21 protein-coding genes and 1 pseudogene are annotated in these 21,097 nt (G+C 74.5%); 15 read left to right on the top strand and 7 right to left on the bottom strand.

Annotation, left to right across the window (positions count from 1 at the left end; translation table 11 throughout):
* The first annotated feature begins 127 nt into the window (after positions 1 to 127).
* The gene (locus KDL28_RS22570; RefSeq protein WP_252441458.1) at positions 128 to 751 is read left to right on the top strand and encodes a dihydrofolate reductase family protein; all 624 of its coding nucleotides are present in this window, start codon (positions 128 to 130) and stop codon (positions 749 to 751) included.
* Positions 730 to 864 (top strand): annotated as a pseudogene (locus KDL28_RS22565) (MBL fold metallo-hydrolase); the annotation flags it as partial. The gene KDL28_RS22570 and the pseudogene KDL28_RS22565, both read left to right, overlap by 22 nt.
* Positions 865 to 945: 81 nt before the next feature.
* Here KDL28_RS22565 and KDL28_RS22560 read toward each other — a convergent pair.
* Positions 946 to 1,455 (bottom strand): MarR family winged helix-turn-helix transcriptional regulator, encoded by a 510-nt coding sequence (locus tag KDL28_RS22560; RefSeq protein ID WP_252441457.1) that lies wholly within the window; start codon positions 1,453 to 1,455, stop codon positions 946 to 948.
* A gap of 147 nt (positions 1,456 to 1,602) precedes the next feature.
* On the opposite strand from KDL28_RS22560, the gene KDL28_RS22555 reads away from it, so the two are divergent.
* Both KDL28_RS22555 and KDL28_RS22550 read left to right on the top strand, forming a co-directional pair.
* The gene (locus KDL28_RS22555) at positions 1,603 to 2,829 is read left to right on the top strand and encodes an FAD-dependent monooxygenase (protein ID WP_252441456.1); all 1,227 of its coding nucleotides are present in this window, start codon (positions 1,603 to 1,605) and stop codon (positions 2,827 to 2,829) included.
* Between the two features lie 544 nt (positions 2,830 to 3,373).
* On the top strand, positions 3,374 to 3,847 hold the full coding sequence (locus KDL28_RS22550; RefSeq protein WP_252441455.1) for a hypothetical protein: 474 nt from the start codon (positions 3,374 to 3,376) through the stop codon (positions 3,845 to 3,847).
* An 87-nt stretch (positions 3,848 to 3,934) separates the two neighbouring features.
* Here the strand turns inward: KDL28_RS22550 and KDL28_RS22545 are convergent, their stop codons facing one another.
* On the bottom strand, positions 3,935 to 4,339 hold the full coding sequence (locus tag KDL28_RS22545) for a PIN domain-containing protein (RefSeq protein WP_252441454.1): 405 nt from the start codon (positions 4,337 to 4,339) through the stop codon (positions 3,935 to 3,937).
* A 495-nt stretch (positions 4,340 to 4,834) separates the two neighbouring features.
* Between KDL28_RS22545 and KDL28_RS22540 the strand changes: the two genes are divergently transcribed.
* On the top strand, positions 4,835 to 6,103 hold the full coding sequence (locus tag KDL28_RS22540; protein ID WP_252441453.1) for an ABC transporter substrate-binding protein: 1,269 nt from the start codon (positions 4,835 to 4,837) through the stop codon (positions 6,101 to 6,103).
* A gap of 12 nt (positions 6,104 to 6,115) precedes the next feature.
* Here KDL28_RS22540 and KDL28_RS22535 read toward each other — a convergent pair whose 3' ends face one another.
* Positions 6,116 to 6,928 (bottom strand): helix-turn-helix domain-containing protein, encoded by an 813-nt coding sequence (locus KDL28_RS22535; protein ID WP_252441452.1) that lies wholly within the window; start codon positions 6,926 to 6,928, stop codon positions 6,116 to 6,118.
* 49 nt (positions 6,929 to 6,977) lie between these two features.
* Between KDL28_RS22535 and KDL28_RS22530 the strand changes: the two genes are divergently transcribed.
* Positions 6,978 to 7,367, top strand: a complete 390-nt coding sequence (locus KDL28_RS22530) for a cupin domain-containing protein (protein WP_252441451.1) — start codon at positions 6,978 to 6,980, stop codon at positions 7,365 to 7,367.
* A gap of 7 nt (positions 7,368 to 7,374) precedes the next feature.
* On the opposite strand, the gene KDL28_RS22525 is transcribed toward KDL28_RS22530, so the two are convergent.
* Positions 7,375 to 8,106, bottom strand: a complete 732-nt coding sequence (locus tag KDL28_RS22525) for an AraC family transcriptional regulator (RefSeq protein ID WP_252441450.1) — start codon at positions 8,104 to 8,106, stop codon at positions 7,375 to 7,377.
* A gap of 54 nt (positions 8,107 to 8,160) precedes the next feature.
* On the opposite strand from KDL28_RS22525, the gene KDL28_RS22520 reads away from it, so the two are divergent.
* Positions 8,161 to 8,721 (top strand): class I SAM-dependent methyltransferase, encoded by a 561-nt coding sequence (locus tag KDL28_RS22520; protein ID WP_252441449.1) that lies wholly within the window; start codon positions 8,161 to 8,163, stop codon positions 8,719 to 8,721.
* A 115-nt stretch (positions 8,722 to 8,836) separates the two neighbouring features.
* Positions 8,837 to 10,063: an LCP family protein gene (locus tag KDL28_RS22515; protein ID WP_252441448.1), complete on the top strand. Its 1,227-nt coding sequence runs from the start codon at positions 8,837 to 8,839 to the stop codon at positions 10,061 to 10,063.
* Positions 10,064 to 10,081: 18 nt separating this feature from the next.
* Here KDL28_RS22515 and KDL28_RS22510 read toward each other — a convergent pair whose 3' ends face one another.
* The gene (locus KDL28_RS22510) at positions 10,082 to 10,633 is read right to left on the bottom strand and encodes an FKBP-type peptidyl-prolyl cis-trans isomerase (protein WP_252441447.1); all 552 of its coding nucleotides are present in this window, start codon (positions 10,631 to 10,633) and stop codon (positions 10,082 to 10,084) included.
* An 85-nt stretch (positions 10,634 to 10,718) separates the two neighbouring features.
* Between KDL28_RS22510 and KDL28_RS22505 the strand changes: the two genes are divergently transcribed.
* Positions 10,719 to 12,833 carry a S9 family peptidase gene (locus KDL28_RS22505; RefSeq protein WP_252441446.1) on the top strand — a complete coding sequence of 705 codons (2,115 nt, stop codon included), beginning with the start codon at positions 10,719 to 10,721 and terminating at the stop codon, positions 12,831 to 12,833.
* A 9-nt stretch (positions 12,834 to 12,842) separates the two neighbouring features.
* Positions 12,843 to 13,223 (top strand): FKBP-type peptidyl-prolyl cis-trans isomerase, encoded by a 381-nt coding sequence (locus KDL28_RS22500; protein ID WP_305882229.1) that lies wholly within the window; start codon positions 12,843 to 12,845, stop codon positions 13,221 to 13,223.
* A 72-nt stretch (positions 13,224 to 13,295) separates the two neighbouring features.
* On the opposite strand, the gene KDL28_RS22495 is transcribed toward KDL28_RS22500, so the two are convergent.
* Entirely contained in the window at positions 13,296 to 14,711 is a 1,416-nt protein-coding gene (locus KDL28_RS22495) for an MFS transporter (protein WP_252441517.1), read from the bottom strand.
* A gap of 223 nt (positions 14,712 to 14,934) precedes the next feature.
* On the opposite strand from KDL28_RS22495, the gene KDL28_RS22490 reads away from it, so the two are divergent.
* Positions 14,935 to 15,447: a metallophosphoesterase family protein gene (locus KDL28_RS22490; RefSeq protein WP_252441445.1), complete on the top strand. Its 513-nt coding sequence runs from the start codon at positions 14,935 to 14,937 to the stop codon at positions 15,445 to 15,447.
* A gap of 7 nt (positions 15,448 to 15,454) precedes the next feature.
* Positions 15,455 to 16,426, top strand: coding sequence for a DNA polymerase domain-containing protein (locus KDL28_RS22485; RefSeq protein WP_252441444.1), 972 nt, complete (start codon positions 15,455 to 15,457; stop codon positions 16,424 to 16,426).
* Between the two features lie 13 nt (positions 16,427 to 16,439).
* On the opposite strand, the gene KDL28_RS22480 is transcribed toward KDL28_RS22485, so the two are convergent.
* Entirely contained in the window at positions 16,440 to 16,829 is a 390-nt protein-coding gene (locus KDL28_RS22480) for a cupin domain-containing protein (RefSeq protein WP_252441443.1), read from the bottom strand.
* Between the two features lie 31 nt (positions 16,830 to 16,860).
* Here KDL28_RS22480 and KDL28_RS22475 point away from each other — a divergent pair, with 31 nt between their 5' ends.
* The 3 genes from KDL28_RS22475 (at position 16,861) to KDL28_RS22465 (ending at position 21,071) form a co-directional block, all read left to right on the top strand.
* A complete protein-coding gene (locus KDL28_RS22475) occupies positions 16,861 to 17,211 on the top strand; it encodes an antibiotic biosynthesis monooxygenase family protein (RefSeq protein ID WP_252441442.1) in 351 nt (116 codons plus the stop codon).
* Between the two features lie 111 nt (positions 17,212 to 17,322).
* Positions 17,323 to 20,160, top strand: coding sequence for an alpha/beta fold hydrolase (locus KDL28_RS22470; protein ID WP_252441441.1), 2,838 nt, complete (start codon positions 17,323 to 17,325; stop codon positions 20,158 to 20,160).
* Between the two features lie 5 nt (positions 20,161 to 20,165).
* Positions 20,166 to 21,071, top strand: coding sequence for an ABC transporter permease (locus KDL28_RS22465; RefSeq protein WP_252441440.1), 906 nt, complete (start codon positions 20,166 to 20,168; stop codon positions 21,069 to 21,071).
* Positions 21,072 to 21,097: the final 26 nt, after the last annotated feature.

Raw genomic sequence — 21,097 nt, 5'->3', positions numbered from 1 at the left:
GTGGCCGCGGGGGCTCGAGCGGGACCCGTCTCCGTCGCCGCCAGTCCCCGTCGCCCCAGAGCGCAGCCGATGAGTTCGTGGCTCCCGGCCGGTCCAAGTCCGTGACACCCGAGGAAAGGACACGGCCATGTCAGAGCTTCTCGTCGACTTCATCACCTCCCTCGACGGCTACGCATCGGGAGAGGGCTGGCCCGGGTTCTGGGGCCTCGAGGGCCCGGAGTACCTCGCTTGGCTCGGTGAGCAGCCCGAGGTCACCTACCTGATGGGAGCGAACACCTACCGCCTGATGTCGGGCTTCGCCGCGGGCGAGGTCCCGAATGGCCAAGACGAGTTCAGGGCCGAGGAAGAGGCGTCGGTCGACGAGCTCACGCAAGCGTCCAAGGTGGTGTTCTCCTCCTCGCTCGAGGAGCCACTGGCGTGGGCCAACTCCACGCTCGTCCGCGACGACGCCGTCGAAGCGGTCCGCGCCATGAAGGAGAACGGCTCGGGGCTCCTCAGCACGATCGGCAGCCTCAGCCTGTGCCGGTCCCTGCTCGAAGCCGGACTCGTCGACCGCTTCCGGGTCGGGATCTTCCCGGTGATCACCGGGGCCACCGGCGACGAACGCATCTACGACGGCTACCCGGACGTCGCCCTCGAGATGATCGAGCACCGCACCTTCGACGGCCGCATCCAGCTGGTCGAGTACAAGCCCCGCGTGCTCGAGCACCCGCCGCTCGGCGCCCCTGCCCGCCCGAGTCCACCTCACTGATGGACCACCTGGAGGCCAGGGTGCTCGACGAACTGCCGGACGCGACGTGGGTCTACCCCGGCCACGGCGACGACACCACCCTCGGCGCGGAGCGCCCGTCACTGCCCGAGTGACGGGCGCGCGGCTGATGATCGTGCGTCCGTTTCGCACCGCCTCCGCGGAGTCGGCCCCGAACCGCGGCCGCACCACCCGTCTCACTCCACCGGCGGCGTGTCTCCGAGGACCGACAGATGAGCGGTCACATCGTCGGCGAAGCGCGCCAGCAGGCGGCCGAGATCCTCGCGGTCCTCGTCGGACCAGTGGGCGATGGCCCCGGTGAACCAGCCGATGAGCGTGCGCGCGTAACGGTCGGCGGCGGCCGCCCCCTCGGCCGTCGGCTCGATCAAGCTGACGCGCCGGTCGCCGGGGTCGCCGATCCGACGCACCAGCCCGCGCCGCTCCAACTGCTGGACCTGCCGCGTGACGTGCGGCTGGACGACCTGCAACCGGTCCGCGATCTCACTGATCCGCAGCGGCCTGCCCTCGAGGTGCAGCGAGACGAGGGCGCCGAAGGCCGGCCGCTCCAGCGTGATCCCGGTGGTCGCCATCGCGTGCTCGACCAGGCGTCCGCGGCTGACGACGTTGCTCAGCTGCGCCAGCCGGGGCATCACGGCGAGCACGTCGTCCTCGGCCCCGGGCCGCTCGGTTCCGTCCAGCGGTGGCATGGTCGTCCTCGGTTCCAGTTGCATACTTAACTCAGGTATCTATACGGTGGCGGCACCGGCGCTCGCAGAGCCCCACCGCGCCGGAAAGAAGGATACCTAACCTATGCATCTACTGCTCGGCGTGGGGCCGAGCAGGAAGGAACCCCGATGAACCGCACGGCCAACCGCAAGATCCTCGTCTCCGGTGCGAGCATCGCCGGCCCGGCCCTCGCCTACTGGCTGGACCGCTACGGCTTCGAGGTCACGGTGGTGGAGAAGGCCGCCCGGCTCCGCGGCGGGGGGTACCCGATCGACGTCCGCGGCCCCGCGCGGGACGTCGTCGAGCGGATGGGGCTGCTGCCGCGCCTGCGGCAGGCCCACGTGGACACCCGGAAGATCACCTTCCTCGACCCCGACGGCGCCGTCATCGCGGGCCTGCGGCCCGAGGCCCTGACCGGCGGCGCCGAGGACCTCGACCTCGAAGTCCGTCGGGGGGACCTGGCCGACTGCCTCTACGGGCTGGTCCGGGACGAGGTCGAGTTCCTGTTCGACGACTCCATCGCCACCCTCCGGGACCGTGCCGACCACGTGGAGGTCACCTTCGACAGCGGCAGCCCGCGCACCTTCGACCTGGTGATCGGCGCCGACGGCCTGCACTCCAACACCCGCCGACTGGTCTTCGGCCCCGAGGAGCGGTTCCACCGCTACCTCGGGTCCTGCTTCGCCGGCTTCACCCTGCCCAACGACCTGGGCCTCTCGCACGAAGCGGTGCTGTGGAACGTCCCGGGCCGGGCGGCGGTCCAGTACGCCCAGGACCCCGGCGAGCCGGTGCACGGATTCCTGGTCTTCGGTCGGACCGAACCGCCCTTCGGCGCCTTCCGCGACCCACGGGCACAGCGCGACCTGGTCGCCTCGATGTTCACCGACGCGCAGTGGGAGGTCCCGCGGATGGTCGCGGCCATGCGGGGGGCCGAGGACCTGTTCTTCGACGTCGTCAGCCAGATCCACATGCCCGCCTGGTCCAGCGGCCGCGTCGCCCTCGCCGGCGACGCCGCCCACGCGACGTCCTTCGTGTCCGGGCAGGGATCGAGCCTCTCCCTGATCGGCGCCTACGTCCTGGCCGGCGAGCTGGCCACGCACGCCGACCACACCACGGCCTACGCGGCGTACGAGCGGACGATCCGCGAGTTCGTGGAGCTGAACCAGTCACTCGCCGGTGGGGGCGGCTCCGCGACCCTCCCGCGCACCCGGGAGCAGCTGGAGGCGCGCAACGAGGTGCTGCGCACGCGGACCACACTGCCGTCGGAAGGCGAGCGCCGCACCGCCTACTCCGCCCTGGTCCTGCCCGAGTACGGCACCGGCCTCGGGCGACGTGCGAGCAGCGGGACGCGCTGAGCGACGACGCCGACCGGCGCGCCGCCGCCCATTCAGCCGATGGCCCAGCCGACGGGCACGGACGGGACGTCGTAGTCCCCGGCCACGGCGACGACACACTCTCGGCGAGGAGCACCCCAGCATCCCGGAATGGCGGGCACGGGGTTGGTGAGCCCGGTTCCACCAGGCCTCCGTCTGAGCCCTCTCGATCCCGCGAGTCGACGACCCGCTGACGACCGCCGGACGACGGTCGGCCGTGATGAGGCGGCCGCCCGTGGGCGCAGGGCACGGCATGGCCGCACAAGCGCTGCGCATGCCCGACAGGCTGCTCCCAACGTCGTCAACTCATCTCGCCGATTGTGGCGCACCTCATCGGTACGACCCACCGGGATAGGCCGTACGGGTGAGCACCAAACGCCCCGTCATCGGTCCGTTAACAAACGCGGTGCACCCTCCGAGCAAGTACGAGCAAATACCGCGGCGCCCGCGAGCACGACCACGTTGCGCGACACCCAAACACGCATCGACAGGACGGTTCGCTGTGCGCATTTCTGGAGGGAAATCAGTGGACCTGACGAATGGCCATGTTCGCGAAGGCGGAAGTACCGGCCCTACGACTCGGAACTCACTCGCCGGCCGACTGCGCACGCGCCTCGCCACCACCTTGGGCGCGCTCGTCCTCGCCCTCCTGTCCGGAGCGGCGCTCGCTCCCACAGCCGGCGCAGCTTCGGTCGAGGATTGCGAGACGCACACCCACCGCGACGAGGTGACGGTCGAGAAGGACTGGAAGCGCGACGGGAAGCTCGCCTACAGCGCCACCTGGACCTGGTGCTTCCAGGACGGCAAGGTGACCAAGTTCATCGTCGAGAACACCGTTCCGACACCTGGCGCCACCGACGCGTACGTGGACATCCGTCCGTTCGACGCCGACGGTTTCGGCGAGTCCGTATTCGACATCTACATCAACACGACACTGGGCAACAAGTCCGACTACCAGGTCTTCCACCTCTCCGGATGGGGGACCATCCTTCAGCCGTGACCGCCGACTGACAAGCGAATGGCGAGGCCCTGATGCTCAGGCGTTCGGGTCTCGCTATTTCGTCACGTCCGTCCGATCGGGACGGAGTCACACCTCGACGATCTCGAGCATCTCCCCGAGCCCCACGAGGTCCTTCGCGTTGCGCGTGTAGAGCGGGAGCCCTCTGACCGCGGCGATCGCGGCGATCATCAGGTCCATCCGGCGGGGCTTGGGATCGGGGTTCGCCGCGATGGTCAACGCCACCAGCGTTCCGTACCGGGCCGCCGCCCGGCCGTCGAAGGGCAGCGGCTCGAACTCCACGATCGCCGCGCCCAGCTTCTCGGTGCGAGCGGCCCGACTGGCCGCGTCCTTCGCCATCGCGACACCCTGGTGCAGCTCGGCCACGGTGACGGCCGTCAGCTCGGGGATCCTCGGGAGCGCAGTCGGATCCACGAGGGCGAGATCGACGTAGGCGCTCGTGTCCAGGATCCCGGACTCCTGACGCTCGGTCACGACGGCCGCTCCCCCGCCGGGCCGATGTCGTCGATGCGGTCCTCGGACCCGAAGAGCTCGTCGGCCTCGGAGCGCATGCGGTCGTGGTCGACGCGGGGCAGCGCCCGATGGCGCGCGACGAGTTCCTCGGCGCAAAGTAGCTACGTGTAGCGCCCGGTGCTACAGCGCCCTGCTCGACCGGACGCCATGACGCGAGCGACCGGATGATCACTCCTGAGCGGCCGATCGACCACGCAGGGGCCGACGAAGAGACCACACCGGGCGGGCCGAACGCGCATCGTGACGCAGCCCCCGCACTCGATCACCACGATGCCCACGCACACGGGCTCCGTCGCAGGTCGGCGCATCTCCGAGTGGCGATGACGGAGAGTGTTGATCTACTGACCGGTAACCCCCCGTGAGGCGGCCTCCGTTGCTTCCATAGAGTGGCCCGGGATCACTCAGCGGCTGCACCCCGCCCATCGCGGGAGGCGCAGCTCGACGTTGGGAGCAGGTGTGCGCAGTACCCGGACCCGACGAGCGACGGCGTTCGTCGTCCTCACCCTCGCCGTCGCCACGGCCTGCGCCCAGCCCGGCGCCTCCCCCGAGCGGGTCGCCACCCCGGCCGCGCCGTCGGATCCCCTGCTCGGCCCGGCCGACCCGGCCACCGGCGACACCGTGCGGGTCGGCCTGTTCAACGTCGAGGACAACCCGCAGGCCGACCTCAGCTCGACCGGCGACGCCGCGGAGGCGGCGGCCGCGTACGCCAACGAGCACCTCGGCGGGCTCGACGGGCACCGGATCGAGGTCGTGCGCTGCGCCGACAAGATCGACCCGCAGAGCGCGACGGCCTGCGCGGAGGAGTTCGTCCGGGCCGGCGTGGTCGCGGTCGTCGCCGGGCAGCCGACGACGTCGGACGCGGTGCTGCCGACCACGGTGGGGGCGGGGATCCCGTGGGTCGGGTCGTCGCCGCTGTCGCCGTCGGAGATCGCGTCCGAGGACGCCTTCTTCTTCGGCTCCGGCGCCGTGGGCCTGCTCGGCGCCTACGCGCAGTACTCCCACGACGTCGGCTACGACAACGTCACCATCTACGGCGTGGAGAGCCCGCAGGTGCTGGGGCTGGTGGGCACGATCGGCCGCTCGATCTTCGCCCGGGCCGGGGTCGGGATGCAGGTGGTGGGTGTACCGGCGGGCGGCGACGCGACGGCGCGGGTCGAGGAGGGCCTGGCCGACGACCCCGACGCGGTGCTGGTGATCGCGGAGCGGTCGGCGTGCCAGTCCGTGCTGGCCGCGCTGCACACCCTCGACGCCCCGCAGACGAGGCTGCTCGGCACCGGGTGCGTCGACCAGGGGATCATCGGGGCACTGGGCGAGTCGGCGATCGACAACGCCGTGGTGTTCGCCGTCGGCGACCCGAGCGGCGACCACCCCGAGGCGCAGGTCTACCGCACGGTGATGCAGCAGTACGCCCCCGACGCCGAGCCCACCGGCCTCACCACGCTCGGCTACGTGTCCATGCTCGGGTTCATCCGGGCGGTGAACTCCGTGGGCCTGCCCGATGGCGGGGAGGTCTCCGGCGAGCAGGTGGCCGGGGCCCTGCGCGAGGCCAGGGACGTGCCGCGCCCGCTGGGCAACAGCAGCACCTTCTCCTGCGACCGCAGCCACCTGGCCCCGCAGCTGGTCCAGGCCACGATCTGCACCAGCGAGGTGCTGTACACGACCTACACCGCGGGGCTCCCCGGCCGCTATGACAAGATCGACGTCGGCCCGATCTACGGCGGCTGAGCGGCCGAGGGGTCAGGGCCGCCCGCGCGCGTACCGCCCCGGGGTGGTCGAGGTGTGCCGGCGGAAGTGCCGGGTCAGGTGGGCCTGGTCGTGGAAGCCCAGCTCGACGGCCACGTCGGCCGGGCGGGCCCCGGCGAGCAGCCGGGTCCGGGCCGCCTCGACGCGGCGGCCCAGGACGTAGGCGTGCGGACTCAGGCCGTGTCGGCGGGTGAAGCTGCGCACGAGGTGCGGGACCGACCGGTCGAGGAGCGCGGCGGCCTCGCGCAGCGGCAGCGGATCGGTCAGGCGCGCGTCGAGCAGGTCGCGCAGCCGGTCGGCGACCGGGCTCTCGGGGCGGCGGGCCGCCGCCGTCCGGGGCGCGAGGTGGCCGGCGATCCGCTCGCCGATCAGCGCCAACCGGGCCTCGGCGTCGAGCGGCCCGACCCCGGCGGCGAGCGCGTCGTGCAGGGCGGCCAGCGCCGCGCGCAGGGCGGGATCGTCCACGGTGGTGCGGTCGACCGCGGGACCGACCAGCGCCGCGGGCAGGAACGACGGCTCGAGGTAGAGGTTGCGCTTGCGGAAGCCCGCGGCGGTGCCCGGGGCCGGCTTCCCGTTGTGGACCACGCCCGGCGGCAGGACGGCCACCGTGCCGAGGGAGGCCCCGCACGAGCGCCGGTCGAGGTCGTAGGCGATCGCCCCGTCGTCGACGATGAGCACGGTCCACGTGTCGTGGACGTGCAGCGGGTAGGCGTAGTCGACGATCCGGGCGTGGAAGACCTCGGCGATGCCGGGGACCGCGGGCCGCCACGCCCGCACCCGGCACCGCCCGGGTAGTGGCTCGTCCACATCAAGAACGTACAAGAACCGGTGGCCACCCCGCCCCGAGGATGGGCCGATGACCGCACCGGTGAACCTCGCCGCCGCCCTCGCCTCCTTCGACGACGTCTACAGCCCCCGCATCGTGGCCCGGATGAACGACTACGACGTGCGGATCGCGCACACGCTCGGCGAGCACGTCTGGCACGTGCACGAGCACACCGACGAGTTCTTCCTGGTCCTCGACGGCCGCTTCGACGTGGCCGTCCGCGACGCCGACGGCGCCGAGCGCACCGTCGTCCTGCGCCAGGGCGACGTGTTCGTCGTGCCCAAGGGCGTCGAGCACAAGCCCTCCTCCCCCGGCGGGTCGATCCTGATGGTCGAGCCCACCGGGACCTCGACGACCGGCGACCGGCACGACGGCGCGATCCCCTCCCACGTCGACAGCACCACCGGGCACGCGCTCTGAGCGCGGGTCACCGGCCCGCGTAGTAGGCACCGGGCGGGACGCCGAGCTGGCGGTGGAACGCCGCGACGAACGCGCTGGGCGCGCGGTAGCCCACCCGGTGCGCCACCACGCCCACCGGCACCCCGTCCGCGAGCAGCAGCAGCGCCGCGCGCAGCCGGGCCTGGGTGCGCCAGCGGCCGAAGCTGAGCCCGGTCTCGGCGGTGAACAGCCGGGCCAGGGTCCGTGCGCCGGCCCCGACCGTCCGCGCCCAGGCCTCCAGGCCGCGGTCGTCGGCGGGGTCGCGGAGGATCGCCCGGGCCACCGCGGCCGCCCGCGGGTCGGTCGGCACGGGCAGCCGCACGCTCGTCGTGCCCACCGGGTCGAGCAGGTCCAGCAGGACGGCCTCGGCGCGGCTCCGCGCCGCGGACGAGGGCAGGTCGGTCGTGAGGTGCTCGGACAGCTCGCGCAGCAGCGGGCTCACCGCGACCGGGGTCGGCGTGGTCCAGCCGTGCGGGTTGGCGTGCAGGTAGGCGGCGCGCACCACGGCAGGCCCGCCGTCGACGGAGTGCGGCACGCCGGCCGGGATCCACAGCGCCCGGGTGGCCGGCAGGATCCACGCGGCGTCCTCGACGGTGATGCTGACGACTCCCTCGGCCGCCCAGGCCAGCTGGTGGGTGCGGTGACGGTGCCGGCCGAAGCGCGTGCGGCGGGCCAGGGGGAAGTCGGCCACCAGCACGGCGGTGTGGCCGGATCCCGACATGGCTCGTCACGTTAGCGGCATCCGGACAGCGCGGGCGGTCGTAGCGTCGACGCCGTGAACACGATCCACAACGTGCTGTGCCGGTCGACGTGGTGGCGGCGGGTGGTCGGGGAGCGGCTGCTGCCGTGGGCCCTGCGCGGCGTCGACCTCGGCGGGGAGGTCCTGGAGATCGGCCCCGGCTTCGGGGCCACGACCCGGCAGCTGGCCCGGCTGGTACCCGCGCTGACCGCCGTGGAGATCGACCCGAGGTTGGTGGGGCGGTTGCGCCAGGAGCTCGGTCCGGGCGTGCGGATCGTCGAGGGCGACGGGTCGGACCTGCCGTTCCCGGACGGCGCCTTCACCGGTGTGGTCTGCTTCACGATGCTGCACCACGTGCCGTCCGCGCGGCGCCAGGACATGCTCTTCGCGCAGGCCCGGCGGGTGCTCGCGCCGGGCGGGACGTTCGCGGGCTCGGACAGCACGCCCAGCTGGTGGTTCCGGTTCCTGCACCTCGGGGACACCATGGTGGCGCTGGACCCGGCGACGCTGGCCGACCGGTTGGCCGCCGCGGGCTTCGTCGACATCGCCGTCTCGGCGGCCGGGCGGTCGCTGCGGTTCCGCGCCACCGCGCCGTGAGCCGGGCCGCGCAACCCCGCCTCGACCCGACGACGTGCGGAGATCGCGCTCTCTGCTTACAGTGGATCTCGGCCCACCAGGTCCGGCGTGCCGATCGGGGGCGAATCGGGGGCGGATGGACGCGAGGACGATCGGCCGGGTCGCGCTGCGCACCGTCGTCGCCATGGCCTCGGTCGCCACCCTCATCGCCGTCGGGCTCGTCTGGAACCTGCAGCACCGGCTCGAGGTCGGCCGGACCACCAGCACCGCCGCCGTCCCCGACGCCGTGCCCACCCCGGTCGGCGAGTCGTTCACCGCGCTGCTGGTCGGGCTGGACGCGCGCACCGACGCCGCGGGCGACCCGCTCCCCCAGGAACTGCTCGACGCGCTGCACGCCGGCCCGGACGAGGGCCAGCTGCACACCGACACGATCATGCTGCTGCACGTGCCCGCCGGCGGCACGGCCGTGGCCATCTCCATCCCGCGCGACTCGTTCGTGCCCATCGCCGGGGCGCACGGCACCCACAAGATCAATTCTGCGTACCGGCGGGGCAAGGCCAGGGCCGAGGAGGCCCTCGCCGCGCAGGGCATCGCCGGGCCCGAGCTCGACCGCCGCGGCCGCGAGGCCGGCCGGGCCACCCTGGTGGCCACCGTGCAGGACCTCACCGGGGTCACCGTCGACCACTTCGCCGAGATCAACCTGGCCGGGTTCGTCGAGCTCACCGAGGCGCTCGGCGGCGTGCCGGTGTGCCTCAACCAGCCCGTGCGCGACAGCTACTCCGGCGTCGACCTGCCCGCCGGGCAGCAGACCGTCAGCGGGGCGGGCGCGCTGGCGTTCGTGCGCCAGCGCCACGGCCTCGACGGCGGCGACCTCGACCGGATCGCCCGCCAGCAGGCGTTCGCGGCCGGGCTGGCCCAGCGGCTGACCGACGCCGGCACGCTGTCCGACCCCGCCCGCCTCGACCGGCTCGTCGACGTCGCCACCCGCCACGTCGTGCTCGACAGCGGCTGGAGCATCCAGGACCTGCCCGAGCAGCTGCGCCGCCTCGCCGGCGACCCGCTGGTCTTCCGCACCATCCCCACCGGCCGTCCCGACATGCGCACCCCGACCGACGGGGTCGCCGTCGAGATCGACCCGCGGGCGGTGCGCGACTTCGTGGCCGCCGAGATCGACGCCGTGGAACCGGGCGCCGGCACCGACCGCATCTCCGGTGACACCGGCGACCCGGCCGAGGCGCCCGGGCGGGTCGCCCCCACGGGCAGCGCGGCCGTGCCGCCGCCGCCGGCGCCGACTGCGCCGACGACGGCACCGACGACAGCGCCCCCGGCGATCAGCACCGCCGGGCCGTCCTGCGTCGACTAGTGGCGTGTCGCCGCTAGCTCAGCTCACCGAGACCAGGTCCACGACGAACACCAGCGTCGAGTTGCCCGGGATGGAGCGCTGGTCCTGGCTGCCGTACCCGAGCGCGGGCGGGATGACCATCACCCGGCGGCCGCCGGGCTGCATGCCCTCGATGCCCTGCGCGAAGCCCGGCACCACCCCGTTGAGCGGGAACTGGATGGGCTCCTCGCCGCGGGCCCACGAGCTGTCGAACTGGCTGCCGTCGGCGTAGAAGGTGCCGGTGTAGCGCACGTCGACGGTGGAGTCGGCGGTGGCCGGCTGCCCCGTGCCGACCACCAGGTCCTGGGCCAGCAGCCCGGCGGGCGGGTCGGCGGTGCCGGGGCCGGCGGCCAGCGGCCCGTCGAGGTCGGTGGGCGCACCGAGCAGCGCCGGGATGCCGGGCAGCGGCTCGCCGACCGGAGCGATCACCGGCGGGGCGACGGCCGTCGCGGAGGGCGGGGCCGGTGGCGGCGCGGCGGTCTCGGTGCCGGAACTGCACCCGGCCACCGCCGCGGCGGCGACCAGGGCGGCCGCCAGCAGGGAACGCTTCATGCGACCAGTCGACCACGCCGGGTCGTCGCGCCCCGTACGGGGTGTCCGGACCGGAACCCGGCCCGCGCGGGGCAGACTCGGCCCCGTGACGGACAGCTTCCCGCGCCGGCAGGCCAGGACCCGCCGGTTCACCCTGGGCGCCCCGCGCGGCGTGCACGTCTCCCCCGACGGCGAGCGGGTGGTGTTCCTGCGCAGCCGCGCCGGCACCGACCCGGTCACCTGCCTGTGGACCCTGGACGTGGCCACCGGCGAGGAGCGGCTCGTCGCCGACCCGCACGAGCTCGACGGCGGCGGCGCGCACGCCGACCTGCCCCCGGAGGAGAAGGCCCGCCGCGAGCGCAGCCGCGAGCAGGCGGGCGGCATCGTCGGCTACGCCACCGACCGCCCGGTCACGATGGCCGCGTTCGCGCTCTCCGGGCAGCTCTACGTGACCGAGTTCGCCGCCGGGTTGACCCCGCGGCTGGTCGACACCCCCGGCGGGGTGATCGATCCGCGGCCCGACCCGTCCGGGCGCCGCGTCGCGTTCGTCAGCGGCGGGGCGCTGCACGTGCACGAGCTGGCCTCGCGCACCACGACGACCCTCGCCGAGCCGGACCGCCCGCACGTCACCTGGGGCCTGGCCGACTTCATCGCGGCCGAGGAGATGAGCCGCATGCGCGGCTACTGGTGGGCCCCCGACGGCAGCGCGCTGCTGGTGGCCCGGGTCGACGAGAGCCCGGTCTCGCGGTGGCACATCGCCGACCCGGCCAACCCCGACCGCACCCCCACCGTCGTCGCCTACCCGGCGGCGGGCACGCCGAACGCGCGCGTCTCCGCGCACATCGTGCGGCAGGACGGCACCCGCGTCGCGGTCGACCGGGACGGCGAGTACCTGGCCTCCGCGGGGTGGGGCGAGGACGGCCCGTGGATCGTCGTGCAGCCGCGCGACCAGCGCAGCGCCCTGCTGCTGCGCGTCGACCCCGCGACCGGGGCCACGACGCCGCTGCACGAGCGCACCGACCCCGTCTGGGTCGACCTCGTCGGCGGGGTGCCCGCGTGGACCGGCTCGGGCGCGCTGGTCACGGTCGTCGACGAGGGGGGCGCGCGCCGCCTCGTCGTCGGCGACGAGCCGGTCACGCCGACGACCCTGCAGGTCCGCGACGTGCTCGACGTCGCGGACGGCACCGTCCTGTTCCGCGCGGGCGCGGAGCCCACCTCGATCGGGCTCTGGACCCACGGGCCCGACGGGCTGACCGAGCTGACCCCCGGTCCCGGCCTGCACACCGGCCGGCTGGTCGGCGGCACGCTGGTCGTGGTGCGCCAGGACCTCGACAGCGACGGCACCACGACCACCGTGCGCCGGGGCGGCATCACCCGCACCATCTCCTCGTTCGCCGAGTCCCCCGACCTGCTGCCGCGGATCACCCTGCTCACCGCGGGCGCCCGGCGGCTGCCCGCCGCCGTCCTGCTGCCCTCGTGGCACGAGCCCGGCACACCCCTGCCGGTGCTCCTGGACCCTTACGGCGGGCCGCACGCCCAGCGCGTGGTGGCCGCCCGCAACGCCCACCTGACCAGCCAGTGGTTCGCCGAGCAGGGCTTCGCCGTGGTCGTCGTGGACGGACGGGGCACGCCGGGGCGCGGGCCGGAGGTGGAGCGCGCCGTGCACCTCGACCTGGCCGCGCCGGTGCTGGAGGACCAGGTCGACGGGCTGCACGCGGTGGCCGAGCAGGTGCCCGACCTCGACCTGTCGCGCGTCGGGATCCGCGGCTGGTCGTTCGGCGGGTACCTCGCCGCGCTGGCCGTGCTGCGCCGCCCGGACGTGTTCCACGCCGCGGTGGCCGGCGCGCCGGTCACCGACTGGGCGCTCTACGACACCCACTACACCGAGCGCTACCTGGGCCACCCCGACGAGCAGCCGGACGCGTACGCGCGGTCGTCGCTGCTGGACGACGCGGCCGCGCTGAGCCGGCCGCTGCTGCTGGTGCACGGCCTGGCCGACGACAACGTCGTCGCCGCCCACACGCTGCGGCTCAGCTCGGCGCTGCTGGCCGCCGGGCGCCCGCACAGCGTGCTGCCGCTGTCGGGCGTCACCCACATGACCCCGCAGGAGGTCGTGGCCGAGAACCTGCTGCTGCTGCAGGTCGAGTTCCTGCGCGAGGCGCTGTCCGCGCCCGCCGCGGGCTCTGGCAGGCTGGTCCGCTCAGCCGATTCTGGAGGATGAGCCCAGCTGATGAGCACGCCCTTGCAACGACCCGAGGTCGACCCGATCACCGGACCCGCCCCGACCGACCTGGTCGTGACGGACATCGTCCCCGGAGACGGGCAGCAGGCCGCCGCGGGCGACACCGTCCAGGTGCACTACGTCGGCGTCGCGCACTCCACGGGCGAGGAGTTCGACGCCTCCTGGAACCGCGGCTCCACGCTGCCGTTCCGGCTCGGCGTCGGGCAGGTCATCGCGGGCTGGGACCGGGGTGTCGTCGGGATGAAGGTCGGCGGCCGTCGCCGGCTGGAGATCCCGCCGCACCTGGCCTACGGCCAGCGCGGCGCCCCCGGCGCCATCGGCCCGAACGAGACCCTGATCTTCGTCGTGGACCTCGTCGGCGTCAGCTGAGCACCGGTCGTGAGCGGGACCCACGGTCCTGGCCGTGGTTCCGCTCACGACCCCGGCGTCGCCGGCCGTGGGTCAGTGCGGGTCGCTGTAGTGGTGGTGGCCGGAGTCGGGGGCGTCCGGGTCGGGGGCGCCCACGCCCGCGGCGCGGTGGCGCGACCGCCGCCACTCCAGGATCCCGATCGACAGCGCGACGCAGACGGTGAGCGCGGCGATGCCGACCGCGGTGGCCGCGGCACCCCGGTAGTCCCGGCCGTTCACGGCCAGCACCGCGTAGAAGACGCCCGGCAGGGCCGACGTGCCGATCGCGGCCCCGATCCGCTGCCCGGTCTGCAGCGCCCCACCCGCCGACCCGGCCATCCCGACCGGCACCCAGCGCAGGGTCATCGTGGTGTTCGGCGAGATCACCCAGCCGCCGCCGATGCCCGCGACGAGCAGCGGCGCGATCACCGCGACACCCGTCGTCGAGGGCGGTGCCGACCAGATCACCAGCGCCGTCGTCGCGAGCCCGACGACCACCATCGTCAGCCCGGTGACGGTCAGCGCCCGGCCGAACCGCTCGACCAGCCGGCCGCCGATCACCGACGAGGCCGCCGAGCCGAGCGCGAACGAGGTGACCACCAGGCCGGACTGCAGCGGCGTGTAGCCCAGCCCGGCCTGGAAGAACAGCGCGAACACCAGCCAGATGCCGCTGAACCCGACGAAGTAGGCCATGCCGAGCGCGGCCCCGGTGCCGTACCCGGAGGTCTCGGTGAGCAGCTTGATGTTGAGCAGCGGCTCGCGGCCGCGGTGGGTCATCCGGTACTCCCAGGCCACGAACGCCGCCAGCAGCACTGCGCCCACCGGGAACAGCCACCAGAGCCGCGACAGCCCGCCCGCCTCGGCCAGCACCAGCGGCAGCATGACGGCGAGCACGCCCGCGCCGACCAGCGCGGCGCCCACGTAGTCGATCTCGGCCCGCTTCCCGCTCCCCCCGCCGCGCGGCAGCAGGCGGAAGGCCAGCACGAGCGCCACGACGCCGATCGGCACGTTCACCAGGAAGATCCACCGCCAGCCGGACTCCTCACCGGCCAGGGCCAGGATGACCCCGCCGGTCACCGGCCCGACGGCGGTGGAGAGCCCGACGGTGGCGCCGAACAGGCCGAACGCCCGGCCGCGCTCGGCCCCGGAGAACAGCTGCTGGATCAGCGCCGAGTTCTGCGGCGCCATCGTCCCCGCGGCCAGGCCCTGGAACAGCCGCGCGGCGATCAGCCACCCGGTGCTCGGTGCCGCCCCGGCCAGCGCGCTGAACAGCACGAACCCGCTCAGCGCGAGCATGAACAGCCGCCGGCGGCCGAACGCGTCGCCGAGCCGCCCGGCCGGGACGAGCGCCAGCCCGAAGGTCAGCGCGTAGCCGGAGACCACCCACTGGATCCCGGCCGCGTCGGTGCCCAGCGCGCGCTGGATCGACGGCAGCGCGACCGAGACGATGCTGACGTCGAGCAGGCTCATGAAGCCGGCCGTCAGCGCCACCGAGAGGGCCTTCCACCGCCGGGGATCGGGCTCCTCGGTGCGCCCGGCACTGCCCTGCGTGGCGGTCTCGGTCACGCCGGCTCCCTTCGGGTCCGGCGCGGAGCCGGGGCGGTGGTTCGGGGGACGACGTACCCCCGGCACACTGTCTAACCCCCGGCGGCCGACCCGGCGCGCCGAATCACACCCCCCGAGGAGGGGCGCGGTGCCGACCCTGCTGATCATCTCCGACACGCACCTCCCGGTGCGGGCGAAGGACCTGCCCGCGCCCGTGTGGGCCGCCGTCGACGAGGTCGACGTGGTGTTGCACGCCGGCGACTGGGTCGCCGAGGCGCTGCTCGACGATCTGGCGGCCAGGGCCCGCAGGGTGATCGGTGTCTTCGGCAACAACGACGGTCCCGGGCTGCGCGCCCGGCTGCCCGAGGTGGCCCGGGTCGAGCTGGGCGGTGTGCGGTTCGCGATGGTGCACGAGACGGGCCAGAAGGCGGGCCGCGAGCGCCGCTGCGCCACCGCCTACCCCGACACCGACGTGCTCGTCTTCGGGCACAGCCACATCCCGTGGGACAGCACCGCGCCGAACGGCCTGCGCCTGCTCAACCCCGGCTCCCCCACCGACCGCCGCCGCATGCCCACGTTCACCTGGATGACCGCCACCGCCGCCGGCGGCGCGCTGACCGAGGTGCACCTGCACCACCTCGAACCCCGGAAGGTGGTGTGATGGCGCCATGGCGCGGGCGAAGACGGTCGAGGAACGCGACGGGGTCGAGCTGACCAACCTCGACCAACCCCTCTTCGACGGCGCGGGCGCCACCAAGCGCGACCTCGTCGACTACCTCGACGCCGTCCGCGACCGGATCCTGCCCGGCCTGCGCGACCGCGCGCTGACCGTCATGCGGGTCCGCCCCGGGCAGGACCCGTTCATGCAGAAGAACCTGCCCAAGTACGCGCCGGAGTGGATCGAGACCGTCTCCGTCTGGGCCGAGGCCTCGCACCGCGAGGTGCACTACCCCGTCTGCAACGACCGCCGCACCCTGCTCTGGTACGCCAACCAGCGCTCCGTCGAGTACCACCCGGCCCTCATCCCGGTCGGCGCGACCCGCGCCACGCACCTCATCCTCGACCTCGACCCCCCGGCCGGCGACGACTTCGCCCACGTGGTGCGCGCCGCCGCGCTCGTCCGGCGGGCGCTGGCCGACAGCGGGCTGGCCGGGACGGTGAAGACCAGCGGGTCGAAGGGCGTGCACATCTTCGTGCCGCTGCACGAGGACGTCGAGGTCGTCGACGCGGCCGCGGCCACTCGCGCGCTGGCCGCCCGCGCCGAGCGCCTCGACCCGGAGGTCGCCACCACCGCCTTCATCAAGGAGGACCGCGAGGGCAAGGTCTTCCTGGACTCGACCCGCGCCGGTGGCGCCACGGTCGTCGCGGCCTACAGCCCCCGGGTGCGCCCCGGGCTGCCGGTGTCGTTCCCGCTCGACTGGGACGAGCTGCCCGACGTCACCCCCGCCGACTTCACCGTCCGGACGGCCCTGGACCGCCTGGGCGACGCCGACCCCTGGCACGACCGGATGCCCGAGCCGCAGGCGCTGCCCGCCGACCTCCTGGAGGAGGGGCACGCCATCCCCATCGCCCGGGTGCAGGCCATGCACGAGGGCAAGCGCCGCGCCCGGGCCCGCCGCCGGAACGAGGACGCGACGTAGCCGCCGTCGGGGGCTACGCCCGCGCCGGTTCGTCCAGCCCGGCGTCCTCGGCCGCCTCGGCCTCGTCCCGCGTGCGGTGCACCGTGCCGTCGGCGTGCTCGGGCGGGGCGTAGATCGTGTAGAGCACCAGGGGGTTCGGGCCGGTGTTGACGAAGTTGTGCGTGGTGCCGGCGGGCACGACGACCAGGTCGCCCGGCACGACCTCGCGGGTCTCCCCCTCGACGACCGCCTCCCCGACGCCACCGACGAAGGCCAGGATCTGGTCGACCTCGTGCACCTCCTCACCGATCTCCCCGCCCGGCGGCACCGTCATGACGACCAGCTGGCTGTGCGACCCGGTCCACTGGACGCGCCGGAAATCGGCACTGGCCGCCGCCACGGTGGTGATGGAGAAATGCAGCATGGCTGGGATCATGCCCCATCGCAGTGATCGAATGGGCACGCTCGGTGCCGCCACCGCGGAGCCCTCGATCCGTGCGACGATGCCGGCCATGGTGCTGGAGATCGCGGACATCACGGTCAAGGCGGAGACCGCCGACGGGTTCGGCGACGCCGTGCGGGAGGGGATCAGGTTCGTCGCCGACACCCCCGGTTTCCGCGGCGCCCAGCTCACCCGCGGCGTGGAGTCGCCGAACCGGTTCGTGCTGATGATCGAGTGGGACAGTGTGGAGGCCCACACCGTTGGCTTCCGGGAGTCGGAGAACTTCGGGCGCTGGCGCGGGGTGATCGGCCCGTTCCTGGACGGCGCCCCGCACGTCGAGCACGTCGACGAGATCACCCTGTAGGCCCGCGGCCCGCGCACGGCCGCTGGCCTGCGCGGGACGTTGCGCAGGCGGCTGAGAACCCGCTGAGGCCCGTCCACCGGCGCCCCACACGCAGTCCCCTACCGTCGGCGCGTGCCCCCCATCCTGCGCAGGCTCGCGGCCGTCGTCGTGCTGGTCATCGCCGCGACCCCGCTCACGACGGGCGCGGCCGCCGCCGCTCCGGCCGACGAGGCGCGCACGAGCGAGCAGCGCATCCGCACCGCCGGGGCCGACCTGGACACCACCCTCTACCTGCCGGCCACGCTGCCGGCGCCCGCGGTGCTGGTCGCGCACGGGTTCGGCGGCAGCAAGGCCACCGTCGACACCGACGCCCGCGAGCTGGCCGCCCGCGGGTTCGTCGCGCTCGCCTGGTCGGCGCGCGGCTTCGGCACGAGCACCGGGCAGATCGCGCTCAACGCCCCCGACGCCGAGGTCGCCGACGCCGTCGCGCTGGTCGACTGGCTCGCCGCGCGGCCGGAGGTCCGGCTCGACGGGCCCGGCGACCCGCGGATCGGGGTCACCGGGGGCTCCTACGGCGGGGCGCTGTCGCTGATGCTGGCCGGCTACGACCAGCGGGTCGACGCGCTGGCCCCGGTGATCACCTGGAACGACCTCGGCCAGGCCCTGTTCCCGAACGCGGCCGCCGCGCAGGCGCCGCCCGCCGACACCCCCGCGCACGGCGCGTTCGGCGCCGACGGGGTCTTCAAGAGCGGGTGGGCCGGGGTGTTCTTCTCCGCCGGGCTCGGGCCGGCCGACACCGGGCAGGACCCGGCGGGCGCCGACGCGCCGGGCACCGGCGCGGCGCTGCCCAGCGCCCCCGCCGCCGGCACCGCTCCGGGCGGGGTCGTCCCGCCGACCGGCGGGCAGCCGGCCAACTGCGGGCGGTTCACCGCCGAGGTCTGCGCGGCCTACACCGAGGCGGCGACCACCGGGCGGCTCTCCGCGGCCACCGCCGACCTGCTGGGCCGCTCCTCCCCGGCCACCGTGACCGACCGCATCACCGCGCCCGCGCTGATCGTGCAGGGCGAGGCCGACACCCTGTTCGGGCTCGACCAGGCCGACGCCAACGCCCGGCAGATCGCCGCGGCCGGCGGCCCGGTCAAGGTCATCTGGTACTCCGGCGGCCACGACGGCACCGCGCCCGGCGAGCCGCTGCGCGAGGAGATCGGCGAGTGGTTCGACTTCCACCTCGCCGGGCGCGGCGACGACCCGGGAACCGGTTTCGGCTACACCGTCGTCAGCGGCGTGCGCGGCGGCAGCAACACCCCGACCACCCGTTCGCTGCTCGCCCCGGAGTACCCGGGCCTGCCCGGCCGCGGTCAGCTCCAGGCGCGGAGCCTGCCCCTGGACGGCGCGCCGCAGCTCGTGGTGCGCCCGGCGGGCGGCAACCCGGCGGCGATCACCGCGCTGCCCGGTCTGGGCGGCGCCCTCGGCGCCATCGGCGGGCGGGTCACCGCGTTCACCGCCGAGCTGCCCGGGCAGTCCGCGCAGTTCCGCACCGCGCCGTTCGAGGCGTCCACGCTGGTCACCGGCGCGCCGCGGGTGCAGGTGACGGTGGCCCGGCTGCCCGGCCAGCCCGCTCCGGCCGACGCGGTGCTGTTCGCCAAGGTCTACGAGGTGGCCCCGGGCGGGCTGCGCACGCTGCTCGGCAGCGCGGTGGCGCCGTTCCGGGTCGCCGTGCCGGCCGACGGCAGCCCGGTCACCAGCACCGTCACCCTGCCCGGCGTCGTCGCGCCGATCGAGGCGGGCAACTCCCTGATGGTCTCGGTCAGCACCACCGACCAGGGCTACGCCGGCGGCGTCGAGCCCGCGGTGTGGCGGGTCGGCACCGGGCCCGACGCCGCGCTCACCGTGCCCGAGGTGCCCGGCGAGAACGTCACGGCCAGCACGGTCCCGTCGGGCCCGCTGATCGGCATCGGCGTCGTGCTGGCGCTGGCCCTGCTCGCCTGGGTGGTCGGGCGGGTCCTCGGCAGGCGCCGCGACCGGGCCGCCGCCCCGGCCGACCCCGCCGACGCCGACGTCCCCCTGCGCATCCGCGACCTGGCCAAGACCTACCGCGGCGGGTTCAGCGCGGTGAAGGGGGTCTCCTTCGACGTCGAGCGCGGGATGGTGCTCGGCCTGCTGGGCCCCAACGGCGCGGGCAAGACCACCGTGCTGCGGATGCTGATGGGCCTGATCACCCCCACGGCGGGGAGCATCTCGGCGTTCGGGGAGCGCGTCGGACCCGGCTCGCCGGTGCTGGCCCGCATCGGGGCCTTCGTCGAGGGACCCGGCTTCCTGCCGCACCTGTCCGGGGCGGAGAACCTGCGGCTGTACTGGGCCGCCACCGGGCGCCCCGAGGCCGAGGCGCACCTGGGCGAGGCCCTGGAGATCGCCGGGCTGGGCGACTCGGTGCACCGCCGCGTCGGCACCTACAGCCAGGGCATGCGCCAGCGGCTGGCGATCGCCCAGGCGATGCTGGGCCTGCCCGAGCTGCTGGTGCTCGACGAACCGACCAACGGGCTCGACCCGCCCCAGATCCACGCCATGCGCGAGCTGCTGCGCCGCTACGCCCAGGGCGGGCGCACGGTGCTGGTCTCCAGCCACCTGCTGGCCGAGGTCGAGCAGACGTGCACCCACGTCGTGGTCATGCACAAGGGCCGGGTCGTCGCCGACGGCACCGTGGACGAGATCATGGCCGGCGGCGGCGCGGCGACCTTCGGCGTCGACGCCCCCGACCGGGCCGCGGCCGTGCTCGGCGCCCTCGACGGCGTGCTCTCGGTCGAGGTCGGGACGGGCCCGGGCACCGTGCACGCCGAGCTCAACGGCACCCCGCGCTCCTCCGCGGTGCGCGCGCTGGTCACCGCCGGGGTCGACGTGACCTCGGCCGGCCCGCGCCGCCGCCTGGAGGACGCGTTCCTGCAGCTCGTCGGGGAGGACACGACACCGTGAAGAACGTGCCCACCGATCCGCCCGACCTCCCCTCGACCGTGCGGGGCACCGTCGGCGCCCTCGCCGACGACGGACCCCCGCGCGCGCCGCACCGGCCCGGCCGGACGCTGCCGCTGCGCGTCGAGCTGGTCCGCCAGCTGCGCCGCCGCCGGACCCAGGTGGCGTTCGGGCTGACGGCGCTGCTGCCCGTGGTGCTGTGGGCGGCGTTCTCGCTCACCGACGACGGCCCGCCCACCGGGTCGCTGAACCTGGTCGACCTGGCCATGGGCAGCGGTACCAACTTCGCCACGTTCGCGTTGTTCGCCTCGGCGTCGTTCCTGCTCGTCGTGGTGGTGGCGCTGTTCTTCGGCGACACCGTCGCGGCCGAGGCGTCCTGGTCGAGCCTGCGCTACCTGCTGGCCGCGCCCATCCCGCGGGCCCGGCTGCTGCGCCAGAAGGCGATCGTGGCCGGGGTGCTGTCCACCGCGGTGCTGCTGGTGCTGCCGGTGGTCTCGCTGGTCGTGGGCACCCTCGCCTACGGCGGCGGCGACCTCGTCTCGCCCACCGGCGAGTCGCTGGACTACTGGACCGCGGTGGGCCGGGTGCTGCTCGGCGCCGTCTACGTGGCCGTGCAGCTGAGCTGGGTGGCCGCGCTGGCCATGCTGCTGTCGGTGTCCACGGACGCCCCGCTGGGCGCCGTCGGCGGCGCGGTGATGGCGGCGATCGTCTCCCAGATCCTCAACCAGATCACCGCGCTGGAGGACCTGCGCGACTACCTGCCCACCCGCTACTCCACGGCCTGGGCCGACCTGCTGTCGTTCCAGGTCGACTGGGCCGGGATGACCCGCGGGCTGTTCTCCTCGCTGACCTACGCCCTGGTCTTCGGGGCGGCCGCGGTGTGGCGGTTCCAGCGCAAGGACATCACCAGCTGAGTGCGCGGGGCGCGCGGGCGCGCCCC

Source organism: Pseudonocardia humida (assembly GCF_023898865.1).
In the GTDB taxonomy this organism is placed as follows: domain Bacteria; phylum Actinomycetota; class Actinomycetes; order Mycobacteriales; family Pseudonocardiaceae; genus Pseudonocardia; species Pseudonocardia humida.
Note: the sequence above shows the minus strand (reverse complement) of the source record. Positions and strands in the feature narration are given on the sequence as shown.

Coding starts and splice junctions, on each gene's coding strand:
- KDL28_RS22500 (WP_305882229.1), top strand. CDS start 12,843: ATGAGCACGCCCTTGCAACGACCCGAGGTCGACCCGATCACCGGACCC.
- KDL28_RS22570 (WP_252441458.1), top strand. CDS start 128: ATGTCAGAGCTTCTCGTCGACTTCATCACCTCCCTCGACGGCTACGCA.
- KDL28_RS22560 (WP_252441457.1), bottom strand. CDS start 1,455: ATGCCACCGCTGGACGGAACCGAGCGGCCCGGGGCCGAGGACGACGTG.
- KDL28_RS22555 (WP_252441456.1), top strand. CDS start 1,603: ATGAACCGCACGGCCAACCGCAAGATCCTCGTCTCCGGTGCGAGCATC.
- KDL28_RS22485 (WP_252441444.1), top strand. CDS start 15,455: ATGGCGCGGGCGAAGACGGTCGAGGAACGCGACGGGGTCGAGCTGACC.
- KDL28_RS22510 (WP_252441447.1), bottom strand. CDS start 10,633: ATGAAGCGTTCCCTGCTGGCGGCCGCCCTGGTCGCCGCCGCGGCGGTG.
- KDL28_RS22525 (WP_252441450.1), bottom strand. CDS start 8,106: ATGTCGGGATCCGGCCACACCGCCGTGCTGGTGGCCGACTTCCCCCTG.
- KDL28_RS22480 (WP_252441443.1), bottom strand. CDS start 16,829: ATGCTGCATTTCTCCATCACCACCGTGGCGGCGGCCAGTGCCGATTTC.
- KDL28_RS22475 (WP_252441442.1), top strand. CDS start 16,861: ATGGGCACGCTCGGTGCCGCCACCGCGGAGCCCTCGATCCGTGCGACG.
- KDL28_RS22515 (WP_252441448.1), top strand. CDS start 8,837: ATGGACGCGAGGACGATCGGCCGGGTCGCGCTGCGCACCGTCGTCGCC.
- KDL28_RS22530 (WP_252441451.1), top strand. CDS start 6,978: ATGACCGCACCGGTGAACCTCGCCGCCGCCCTCGCCTCCTTCGACGAC.
- KDL28_RS22495 (WP_252441517.1), bottom strand. CDS start 14,711: ATGAGCCTGCTCGACGTCAGCATCGTCTCGGTCGCGCTGCCGTCGATC.